The following is a 10,315-nucleotide window of genomic DNA, read 5'->3' on the forward strand; positions in this document are numbered from 1 at the left end:
GTCGCGGTGTCCGAGCAGGCTGCCGCGACAGGGCCGGTGTAGCCACCGGATGCTCATAGGCGCAGCGGCTTTGCCGCCACGTCACGCATCTTGTAGTGTTACTACACATTACCGCCGCAACGGCCTGGCCTTGTTAGCCAGGATCGCCTGCGTCATTAGCCTGCAGCTAACGAGACCCCATGGAAATCCGCCATTTCCGCTATTTTCTCAGCGTCGCCCGCCTCGGCCACTTCACCCGCGCCGCCGAGCAACTGGGCATCGCCCCGCCGACCCTGAGCCGGCAGATCCAGGACATGGAAAGGCAGCTGGGTGTGCGCCTGTTCGAGCGCAGCCAGCGCGAGGTGTGCCTGACCGCCGCCGGCGAGGCGCTGCTGCCCGAGGCCGAACAGGCGGTGCGCCAGTTCGATGCCGCGCAGCTGGGCGCACAACGGGCCGGGCGCGGTGACGTGGGGCGTATCGAGTTGGGGTATGTGGCCTCGGCGGCCTTTTCGGGGCTGCTCCAGCAGCAGGTGACGCGCTTCAGCCAGTCGCACCCGGGGGTGGTGCTGAACATCCGCGAGCAACCCATGGCCGAGTCCCCCGCGCTGGTGCGTGACGGTGTGCTGGATATCGCCTACGTGCGCACGCCGATGGACCTGCCCGACGAACTGGTCGCGATGGACCTGCACGAAGAAGGCTTTGTCCTGGCCCTGCCGGCCAGCTCGCGGTTGAACGAGCTGCCGCAGATCATGGCCGCACGCCTGGCCACCGAAACCTTCATCTTGCCCGAGCAGATCTCCGGCACCCTGGCCGTCGCCGCCCAGGGTGGCTTCGTGCCGCGCCTCGGGCCGCAGCCGGGTAGCCTGGTGGCGGTCATCACCCTGGTTTCGCTGGGCCAGGGCGTGGCGCTGGTGCCCGAGTCGGTGCTGCAACACATCACCCTGCCGCAGGTCAGCTACCGGCGCATCGCCGACAGCCAACCCACCTCGTGCCCCACAGTGCTGCATCGGCGTTTCGAGAAGGCGCCCGCGGTGATGCGCTACATCGAGGCCCTGCGCAGCGGCCAGGGCTGATCGCACCCGCGCGCCTTACAGACGCTGCAGGGCCGCCGGCAAGGCGCGGGCGAAGCGCTCGGCCACGTCGTCCACCTGCGCGGCGGTAATGATCAGCGGCGGCAGAAAGCGCACCACGCAACCGTTGCGCCCACCCAGTTCGATGATCAGCCCGCGCTTGAGGCATTCGTTCTGGATCAGCGAGGCCAGCTTGCCGAACCCCGGCGCATGCCCCAGCGCATCGGCGGCCCCTTGCGGGTCCACCACCTCGACGCCGAGCATCAGCCCGCGACCGCGAATGTCGCCCAGGTGCGGGAAGTCGCGCTGCAGCACCGCCAGATGCTCGCACAGCCGTGCGCCCATGGCCTCGGCGTGGGCAGCCACGTCGTGTTCCTTGAGATAACGCATCACCGCCGAGCCTGCAGCCATGGCCATCTGGTTGCCACGGAAGGTGCCGGCGTGGGCGCCCGGCAGCCAGGTGTCGAGCCAGTCGCGGTACACCACCACTGCCAGCGGCAGGCTGCCGCCGATGGCCTTGGACAGCACCACCACGTCCGGCACGATGCCGGCGTGCTCGAAGGCGAACATCCTGCCGGTGCGGGCAAAGCCGCTCTGGATCTCGTCGACGATCAGCGCCACGCCCGCCTGCTCGGTGATGCGCCGCACGCCGCGCAGCCAGTCGAGGTCGGCCGGGATCATGCCGCCCTCGCCCTGCACCACCTCGACGATCACCGCCGCCGGCAACTGCACGCCGCCTTCGGGGTCGCTCAGCAGGTTTTCCAGGTAGCGCAGGTTGACCTGCACGCCCTGCTCGCCGCCCAGCCCGAACGGGCAGCGGTAGTCGTAGGGGTATGGCAGGAACTGAACGCCGTTGCCCAGCAGCGCGCCCATCGGTTTCTTCGGCCCCAGGCTGCCCATCAGGCTCAACGCGCCCAGGCTCATGCCGTGGTAGCCGCCCTGGAACGACAGCACCGTGCTGCGCCCGGTGGCAGTGCGTACCAGCTTGAGCGCGGCCTCCACCGCATCGGTGCCGGTCGGCCCGCAGAACTGGATCCGGGCCTGGGCGCTGAAGGCCGGTGGCAGCAGGCCGAACAGGTCCTGCACGAACTGGTCCTTGACCGGCGTGGTCAGGTCCAGGGTATGCAGCGGCAGGCCGTCTGCCAGCACCTGCTGGATCGCCTCGATCACCACCGGGTGGTTGTGGCCCAGGGCCAGGGTGCCGGCGCCGGCCAGGCAGTCGATGAACTGGCGGCCCTCGACGTCTTCGACGTAAAGCCCCTGGGCACGCTTGAGCGCCAGCGGAATGCGCCGCGGGTAACTGCGTGCATTGGACTCCTGCTGCTTCTGTCGCGTCAGCAGCGGCGAATCTTCGAAGTGATAAAGCGTTTCGCCAGGCTCGTCGGCTGAAGAAGCCGGCTGTGCCTGGGCAAGGCAGGTAGCGACTGACATCGGAAGTAACCCTCGCAAGCAAGCGGATGGTCCCGCCACGCGCCGATGGCCAGCGTTGTGTCGGGATGTGTACTCGCTTGAAAGACGCACCAACGCCCTGCGGATTTAGCGTGCGGGGCGGTCTTCTAGAAGGTTTTGTGCATCAGTTGCAGGTGCAGGCCATGAAATCCCAGCGCCTCACCGCTGGGCGAATAACCCAGGCGTGCGAAAAAATTCTGGGCCGAGGCGGTGCTGTACAGCGATGCATGGGTACAGCCCCAGCGGCGCAAGGCGTGTTCCAGGTCCAGCACCAGTGCCCGACCGATGCCACGCCCGGTGTGGTCGCGCTGCACGAAGCACTGGCAGATCTCGCCGCTGCGCAAGGCCAGCGCGGTAGCCACCGGGCGACCCTGCCAGCGTCCCAGGTTCAGGTACAGGGCCGGGTCGCCCAGCCAGTCGGTGATCTGCGCACGCTGCTTGCTGCGCGACCAGGCGTCGATCACCTGCAGGTCGCCGTGATGGTCCTGGTCGGCTGTGGTGGCGATGCTCTGCTGCATCAGCCGCTCGATCAGGGCGGCCTCCGCCGGCCGGGCCCTGGCAATGCGAATCCGTTCGTCCATGAGTGCTCCCTGGTGCTGTGCGGCCCACACCTTACGGGGGCGACCGGCGCCTGACGAGGCCGGCGGGGTTACATTTGATGTGCACGCAACGGCATCTGCAGCAACACACGCAAGCCGTCGGCGTGGCTGTCGAACGTCAGCGAGCAGGCGCAGCGCTGCACGATCGCCTGCACGATCGCCAGGCCCAGGCCACAGCCTTCGCTATGGCCATTGCGCCAGAAACGCTGGGTCACATGCTGCAGGTTCTGTGCATCGATGCCCGGCCCATGATCGCGCACCAGAAAGCCCACGGTGTTCGCCTCGACCTGAACATGCAGCTCCACCGGCGCGTCGGCGGCGCTGTGGCGCAGGGCGTTGTCCAGCAGGTTGCGCAAGGCCGCCACCGCCAGCGCCGCGGGCATGTCGGGAAACACCTGGGCCGCCGGCGCCGAAGCCTGCAGCACGATGCGCCGATTGTCGCCCAGGCCCGCATCCTGGATGGCCTGGCGGGCGATCTGCTCGGCGCTGTACTGCACGCCATCATCGAACGACAGGCTGCCCTCCACCCGCGCCAGCAACAGCAGCTGCTCCAGGGTACGGTGCAGGCGATCGGCGCCCTGCTCGGCATGTTCCAGGGCCTGCTCGCGCACCTTGCCATCGGTCATGCGGGCCACTTGCAGGTGGGTCTTGATCGCCGTCAGCGGGCTGCGCAGTTCATGCGCGGCATCGCCGGTCAGGCGCCGTTCGCGCTCGATGGTCTGGCCGATGCGCTGGAACAGCTGGTTCTGGGTTTCGAGCAACGGCTGCAATTCGCTGGGCAGGGCACGCACCTGCAACGGCTCCAGCGAGTCGGGGCTGCGCCTGCGCAGCGCGTCGCGCATGCGGTTGAGCGGCGCCAGGCCCTTGCCCACCCCCAGCCACAGCAGCCCGAGGCTGCCCAGCAACGCCACCAGCACGGGTGCCGAGGCCGCCAGCAGGATCGAGCGGTTCAGCGCCTCGCGCTCCAGGTGCCGGTCGGCAGTGGTGATGCGCACATCGCCGCGTGCATAGGTGAAGCTGCGCCACAGTGCGCCATCGATCATCTGGTCGTGAAAGCCGCTGCGCTGATCGTCGAGGGTCTGGTCGGCATGGTTGTGGCTGCGCGCCAGGATCTCGCCGCGCAGCGAGCTGACCTGGCAGGCCATGCCATCGGGGATGCTGAACTGGTCGGTGCTCAGGCGCGTGCCCTCGCCCTTGCTGGTCAGCGGCTGCGGCAACTGGTCGATCAGGCCGGCGACCATGCGCGCCGACGCCACCAGGCGCTGGTCGAGGGAGAACATCATCTGCTGGCGCAGGTCGCACAGCATCCACGTCGCGGCCAGGGCCCAGATCAGGATGAAGGCAGTGCCCAGAATCAGGCTCAGGCGCAGGCGCAGGCTCATCGTTGCAACGCCTGCGGCACCTGGGCCGGCCCCAGGCGATAACCCAGGCCGCGCACGGTCTCGACGATGCCGTTGCCCAGCTTGCGGCGCAGGTGATGGATGTGCACGTTCAGGGCATTGCTTTCGACCTCGTCGCCAAAGCCGTAGACGCTGTCCTTGAGCTGCTCGCTGGACAGCACCCGGCCGCGGTTCTGCAGCAGGGCCTGGAGCAGCGCCTGTTCGCGGCGCGACAGGTCCACCGGCTGACCGGCCAGGTGCGCTTCGCAGCTGGAGGGGTCGAAGCTCAGCGGGCCGTGTTCGATGACGTTGACACAGCGCCCGGCCACGCGGCGCAGCAGGGTGTGCAGGCGCGCGGCCAGCTCGCGCAGATCGAAGGGTTTGAGCAGGTAGTCGTCGGCGCCGGCCTGCAGCCCGTCGACCCGGTCGGTGACCGCATCGCGCGCGGTCAGGATCAGCACCGGCAGGCTGTGGCCCTGCTGGCGCAGGCGTTGCAGCAGCTTGAGGCCGTCTTCGTCGGGCAGCCCCAGGTCCAGCACCATCACGTCGAAATGCGCGGCCTGCAGCATCGCCCGCGCCGCACTGGCGCTGGCCACGCGGTCGACGGTCAGGCCCTGGGCACTCAGGCCGGCAATGATGCCGCTGGCGATCAGGTCATCGTCTTCACAGAGCAGTACGTGCATGGGGCGGGCTCGGTCGTTGGCAGAAAGGCCCAGTGGGCCACAGGCGGATTAACCGGGGATTATGCCGCGCCCAGGCGCACACGTCGCCTGCAAGGCGACGGCTGCCCATCGGTTAACCCTGGGTTAATCCATGCCGGTCAGTCTTGCGGGCTTATCGCACTGCCAAGGCGTCGACATGCGCGTATTTCTGCTAGCCCTGCTGTGGCTGTTCAGTTCGCTGAGCCAGGCCCAGCCCTTCAACAACCCTTTTGCCCAGAGCGAATTCCTGCCCGTGGAAAAGGCCTTCGTGTTCAGCAGCGAGCGCCTGCCCTCGGGGCAGATGCGCCTGCACTGGCAGATCAGCGACGGCTACTACCTGTACCAGAAGCGTCTGAAGTTCGATGGCCTGGCCCCCGAGGCGGTACCACCATTGCCGCCGGCCCTGCCCCACAGCGACGAGTACTTCGGCGAAACCCAGGTGTACCGCGGCGAACTCGAGCTGCTGATACCGGCCAACGCCACCGGCCAGTTGCGCATGGGCTGGCAGGGCTGTGCCGACGCGGGGCTGTGCTACCCGCCCCAAACCAGCCCGGTCGACCTGGGCGGGCAGGCCGCAGGCGCCGAACAGGCCAGCGACCAGGCCCTGGCCGGCAGCCTCGGCGAACACCCGCTGGCCTGGAGCCTGCTGGCCTTCTTCGGCCTGGGACTGCTGCTGGCCTTTACCCCCTGTTCGTTGCCGATGCTGCCGATCCTGGCCGGGCTGGTGATGGGCAACGGCGCCAGCACCCGCCGCGGGCTGGTGCTGGCAGGCGCCTACGTACTGAGCATGGCGCTGGTGTATGCCGCCCTGGGCGTGGTTGCCGCACTGCTTGGCGCCAGCCTGCAGGCATGGCTGCAGCAGCCTTGGCTGCTGGGAAGCCTGGCCGCGCTGTTCGTGCTGCTGGCCCTGCCGATGTTCGGCGCCTTCGAGCTGCAGCTGCCCACCTTCGTACGCGACCGCCTGGAGCGCGCAGGCCGCAACACCCGTGGCGGCAATCTGTATGGCGCGGTACTGCTGGGGGCCTTGTCGGGCCTGCTGATGGGGCCGTGCATGACCGCCCCGCTGGCCGGCGCGCTGCTGTACATCGCGCAGAGCGGCAATGCCGTGCATGGGGCGCTGGTGCTGTTCAGCCTGGGGCTGGGCATGGGCCTGCCGCTGTTGCTGCTGGTGACCGTGGGCAACCGCTACCTGCCACGTCCGGGGGCCTGGATGAACCGGGTCAAAGCGGTGTTCGGCTTCGTGTTCCTGGGCATGGCGCTGTACACCCTGCGCGCGGTGCTCGACCCTGCGCTGTGGCTGGGCCTGTGCGGGGCCTGGCTGATCGCGCTGGCCTGGGGCGCCTGGCCCGCGGTCCACACCCTGCGCGCCCTGCAACCGGCCGTGCTGCTGGCGGGCCTGTGGGGCGCCTTGCTGGTGGTGGGCGCGGCCGGTGGCGCGAGCAACCTGCTGCAGCCCCTGCAACCCTATGCCGGTGGCACCGGCAATGCCGTGGCTGCGCCCCACGACGACGCCTTCACCACGGTGCGCACCCCGGCCGAGCTGCAGGCGCAGCTGGACGCCGCCAAGGCCCAGGGGCAGTGGGTGTTCCTGGATTACTACGCCGACTGGTGCGTGTCGTGCAAGGTCATGGAAAAACAGGTGTTCGCCCGCCCCGAAGTGCTCGCCGCGCTGGAAGGCGTGCGCCTGGTACGCCTGGACGTGACCGCCGATGCCCCGGCCAGCCAGCAGTTGCTGCAGCGCTACCAGGTGCCCGGCCCGCCGAGCATGCTGTGGATCGGCCCCGAGGGTGACGAGCGCCGGGCCAGGCGCATCACCGGTGAAGTCAACGCCGCCACCTTCCTGCAACACTGGACCGCCACCCGGAGCCAAGGCTGATGCTGACCGTTAACCTGGGCCCCCTGACCATCGCCCTCGACCACCTGCTGCTGCTCTGCGCCCTGGGCCTGGCCACGCTGGTGGGCTGGCGGGTGGCCAGGCGCGGCGGCGACAACCCCGAGGCCGCACTGTTTCGCCTGTTCCTGCTCGGCCTGCTGTGCGCCCGGCTGGGGTTCGTGGCGCGCTACTGGTCGATGTATGCCGAAGACCCGGTGCAGATCATCGACATCCGCGATGGCGGCTTTTTGCCCTGGGCCGGCCTGGTGGCAGTACTGCTGGGGGCGGCCTGGTACGCCTGGCGCCAGGCGAGCCTGCGCCGGCCACTGGGCTGGGGCCTGTTCAGCGGCGCGCTGTTCTGGCTGCTGGCCAGCTGGGCCAGCCACCTCTACGAACAGGGCACGCAACTGCCGGACCTGGCCCTGCGCGATGCCCAGGGCCATTCGGTGGCGCTGCACAGCCACCGCGGCCGGCCGTTGGTGATCAACCTGTGGGCCACCTGGTGCCCGCCGTGCCGGCGCGAGATGCCGGTGCTGCAACAGGCCCAGCATGATTATCCGGACGTGACCTTCCTGTTCGTCAACCAGGGCGAAACCCCGCAGATCGTCACCAACTTCCTGGCCACCACCGGCCTGAACCTGTCCCATGTACTGTTCGATACCGGTGGCCAGCTGGCCCAGCAGGTCGGCTCCATGGCGCTGCCAACCACCCTGTTCTACGACGCCGAGGGGCGCCTGGTGGGCAGCCACCTGGGGGAGCTGTCCCGTGCCAGCCTGCGCCATGCCCTCGAATCCTTCGACCGCGATACCGCGCTCGCTCCCACCGTTCCAGCAAGGACGACACCATGAAAGTTTCCGCCATTACCCTCGCCCTGGGCATGTTCGCCACCCAACTGGCCGTCGCCGAAGAATTGCCCAAGGCCGTGCAGCAGATCGAGGCCAAGGGCGCCAAGGTCACCGGCAGCTTCGATGCGCCCAATGGCCTGAAAGGTTATGCCGCGCAGTTCCAGAACCGTGGCGTGGCACTGTACCTGACCCCGGACGGCAAGCACGTGCTGGTGGGCAGCCTGTTCGACGAACAGGGCCAGGACCTGAGCGAGGCGCCGCTGGAGAAGCTGGTGTATGCGCCCATGGCCAAGCAGGTGTGGGCCAAGCTCGACAAGACCGCGTGGATTGCCGATGGCAAGGCCGATGCACCGCGGGTGGTGTACCTGTTCAGCGACCCCAACTGCCCGTACTGCAACATGTTCTGGCAGCAGGCACGGCCGTGGGTGGACTCGGGCAAGGTGCAATTGCGCCACATCATGGTCGGCATCATCCGCGCCGACAGCCCGGCCAAGTCGGCCGCGTTGCTGGCCAGCGCCGACCCGCAGAAGGCCTTGCAGGCCCATGAAAGCGCGGGCAAGGCCAGCACCCTCAAGCCGCTGGCGAAGATTCCGGCGCAGGTGCAGGCCAAGCTGGATGCGAACCTGGCGCTGATGGAGGAGCTGGGATTGTCGGCTACGCCGGCGATCTTCTACCTGGATGACAAGGGGCAGTTGCAGACCCAGCAGGGTGCGCCGCGGCCAGAGATGTTGGGGAAGATACTGGGCAAGCGTTGAGACTCACCACGCCAACAGATATCTGAAGCCGGGCACCAGGGCTGGCGATGCAAATCCCACAGGCCATGGCCTGCAGGATCGGTGTTGTCAGCCTTGTTTGTTCGGCCGAAGATCGCAGTAGGGCCATCATGGCCTTTGGGGGTTGGGGTGGCGCTACAGCATCACCAGCGTCAACACCACCAGCAACGGCAACAGCACCGCACACGACCACGCCATGTACCCGAAGAAGCTCGGCATCTTCACCCCGCGCTGCTCGGCTATCGCCTTGACCATGAAGTTCGGCGCGTTGCCAATGTAGGTCATCGCCCCCATGAACACCGAACCCATGGAGATCGCCAGCAAGGTCTGCGGCATGCGCTCCATCAACACCTGCGCATCCCCAGCCGCCATGTTGAAGAACAGCAAATAGGTCGGCGCATTGTCCAGGAAGCTCGACAAGGTCCCGCTCAACCAGAAGTACATGCTGTCGATCGGCTCGCCCTGCGCACCACTCACGCTCGCCACCAACCACGCCAACTGGCCGTCACTGCCGGCCCGCAATATCGCAATCACCGGGGCAATGGTGAGAAAGATGCCCGCAAACAACTTGGCCACCTCGACGATCGGCCCCCAGTCGAACTCGTTGGCAACCCGCAGGCCGCGCGGGGTGAACCACAACGACAGCAAGGCCAGTACCACCAGCAGGCCGTCACGCAACAGGTTCTGCACCTCGACCCGAGTGCCCATCAGCTCGACGCCAATCCCCGGTTTCCAGAGGCCCGACATCAATACCGCCAGCACCACGCCCGCCAACAGCAGGAAGTTGCGCTTGCCCAGCAGGCGCAACGGCGCATCCGGCGTCGGGTCTTCGGCCAGCATCTCGTTTTCGCGGCGATAGTAGTAGCGGTCGATCAGGTAGAACACGCCCAGCAACGGCACCGCCAGCAGCACCACCGGCAAGGCCATGTGCTGCAGGGTCCAGGCAAAGCTCACCCCCTTGAGAAAACCCAGGAACAACGGCGGGTCGCCCAACGGGGTCAGGCCGCCGCCGACGTTGGCCACCAGAAAGATGAAGAACACCACCACGTGCGCGGTGTGCTTGCGGTTGTCGTTGGCACGCAGCAGCGGGCGGATCAGCAGCATCGCCGCCCCCGTGGTGCCCATCACCGAGGCCAGCACCGCCCCCAGCGCCAGCAACCGCGTGTTGAGCCACGGCGAGCCATGCAGGTTGCCCTCCACCACGATCCCGCCCGAAATGGTGAACAGCGCAAACAGCAGGATGATGAACGGCAGGTACTCGGCCAGCAGTACGTGCACGCCCAGCCCCAGGCTGGCGTGCCAGCCGAAGGCAAAGCAGAACGGCAGCGCGAACAGCAGCGTCCAGCCCAGGGTGATCTTGCCGAAATGGTGATGCCACAGCGGTGCGGCCACGATGGGCAGCAAGGCGATGCTCAGCAGGATGCCGGCAAACGGCACGCCCCACAGCAGGCCCATGCGCGCGCCATCGACCTCGGCGGCGCTGGCGATGCCCGGCAGGCACAGCAACAAGAGGGCCGCCAGCAGCGACAGACAGGAACAACCACGAAACAAAGCAGGGAAAAGGCGCATCGATACCGACCGTGTGCAGATGAACAGCAGCGCGCCAGCCCGAAGGCTGGCGCGCATGAGCGAAGCATGGATGCTAAA

General features: G+C 67.7%; 9 protein-coding genes. 4 read left to right on the plus strand and 5 right to left on the minus strand.

The window, feature by feature from the left end; all coding sequences use genetic code 11:
• Window positions 1-179: 179 nt before the first annotated feature.
• The gene (locus MF6396_RS10120; RefSeq protein WP_078480233.1) at window positions 180-1,052 is read left to right on the plus strand and encodes a LysR family transcriptional regulator; all 873 of its coding nucleotides are present in this window, start codon (window positions 180-182) and stop codon (window positions 1,050-1,052) included.
• Window positions 1,053-1,067: 15 nt separating this feature from the next.
• Here MF6396_RS10120 and MF6396_RS10125 read toward each other — a convergent pair whose 3' ends face one another.
• The 4 genes from MF6396_RS10125 to MF6396_RS10140 all read right to left on the minus strand — a co-directional run bounded on the left by MF6396_RS10125 (window position 1,068) and on the right by MF6396_RS10140 (window position 5,159).
• Window positions 1,068-2,480 (minus strand): aspartate aminotransferase family protein, encoded by a 1,413-nt coding sequence (locus MF6396_RS10125; RefSeq protein ID WP_054915569.1) that lies wholly within the window; start codon window positions 2,478-2,480, stop codon window positions 1,068-1,070.
• 125 nt (window positions 2,481-2,605) lie between these two features.
• Window positions 2,606-3,079 (minus strand): GNAT family N-acetyltransferase, encoded by a 474-nt coding sequence (locus tag MF6396_RS10130; protein WP_078480234.1) that lies wholly within the window; start codon window positions 3,077-3,079, stop codon window positions 2,606-2,608.
• Between the two features lie 68 nt (window positions 3,080-3,147).
• Window positions 3,148-4,479 (minus strand): ATP-binding protein, encoded by a 1,332-nt coding sequence (locus tag MF6396_RS10135; protein ID WP_078480235.1) that lies wholly within the window; start codon window positions 4,477-4,479, stop codon window positions 3,148-3,150.
• A complete protein-coding gene (locus tag MF6396_RS10140; RefSeq protein ID WP_043862400.1) occupies window positions 4,476-5,159 on the minus strand; it encodes a response regulator in 684 nt (227 codons plus the stop codon). Before MF6396_RS10140 ends, MF6396_RS10135 begins: the two co-directional genes overlap by 4 nt.
• A 175-nt stretch (window positions 5,160-5,334) precedes the next feature.
• Between MF6396_RS10140 and dsbD the strand changes: the two genes are divergently transcribed.
• Genes dsbD through dsbG form a run of 3 tightly spaced genes read left to right on the plus strand, consistent with a single transcriptional unit; the run spans window position 5,335 to window position 8,650 of the window.
• Entirely contained in the window at window positions 5,335-7,053 is a 1,719-nt protein-coding gene (gene dsbD / locus MF6396_RS10145; RefSeq protein WP_078480236.1) for a protein-disulfide reductase DsbD, read from the plus strand.
• Window positions 7,053-7,898, plus strand: a complete 846-nt coding sequence (locus MF6396_RS10150) for a TlpA family protein disulfide reductase (RefSeq protein ID WP_043862398.1) — start codon at window positions 7,053-7,055, stop codon at window positions 7,896-7,898. Before dsbD ends, MF6396_RS10150 begins: the two co-directional genes overlap by 1 nt.
• Window positions 7,895-8,650: a thiol:disulfide interchange protein DsbG gene (gene dsbG / locus MF6396_RS10155; protein ID WP_043862397.1), complete on the plus strand. Its 756-nt coding sequence runs from the start codon at window positions 7,895-7,897 to the stop codon at window positions 8,648-8,650. Before MF6396_RS10150 ends, dsbG begins: the two co-directional genes overlap by 4 nt.
• Before the next feature lie 153 nt (window positions 8,651-8,803).
• Here dsbG and MF6396_RS10160 read toward each other — a convergent pair whose 3' ends face one another.
• Entirely contained in the window at window positions 8,804-10,177 is a 1,374-nt protein-coding gene (locus MF6396_RS10160) for a sodium:proton antiporter (protein WP_229590412.1), read from the minus strand.
• Window positions 10,178-10,315 lie beyond the last annotated feature (138 nt).

Source organism: Pseudomonas sp. MF6396 (assembly GCF_002018915.1).
GTDB classification, from domain to species: domain Bacteria; phylum Pseudomonadota; class Gammaproteobacteria; order Pseudomonadales; family Pseudomonadaceae; genus Aquipseudomonas; species Aquipseudomonas palmensis.

Coding starts and splice junctions, on each gene's coding strand:
- MF6396_RS10120 (WP_078480233.1), top strand. CDS start 180: ATGGAAATCCGCCATTTCCGCTATTTTCTCAGCGTCGCCCGCCTCGGC.
- MF6396_RS10125 (WP_054915569.1), bottom strand. CDS start 2,480: ATGTCAGTCGCTACCTGCCTTGCCCAGGCACAGCCGGCTTCTTCAGCC.
- MF6396_RS10130 (WP_078480234.1), bottom strand. CDS start 3,079: ATGGACGAACGGATTCGCATTGCCAGGGCCCGGCCGGCGGAGGCCGCC.
- MF6396_RS10135 (WP_078480235.1), bottom strand. CDS start 4,479: ATGAGCCTGCGCCTGCGCCTGAGCCTGATTCTGGGCACTGCCTTCATC.
- MF6396_RS10140 (WP_043862400.1), bottom strand. CDS start 5,159: ATGCACGTACTGCTCTGTGAAGACGATGACCTGATCGCCAGCGGCATC.
- dsbD (WP_078480236.1), top strand. CDS start 5,335: ATGCGCGTATTTCTGCTAGCCCTGCTGTGGCTGTTCAGTTCGCTGAGC.
- MF6396_RS10150 (WP_043862398.1), top strand. CDS start 7,053: ATGCTGACCGTTAACCTGGGCCCCCTGACCATCGCCCTCGACCACCTG.
- dsbG (WP_043862397.1), top strand. CDS start 7,895: ATGAAAGTTTCCGCCATTACCCTCGCCCTGGGCATGTTCGCCACCCAA.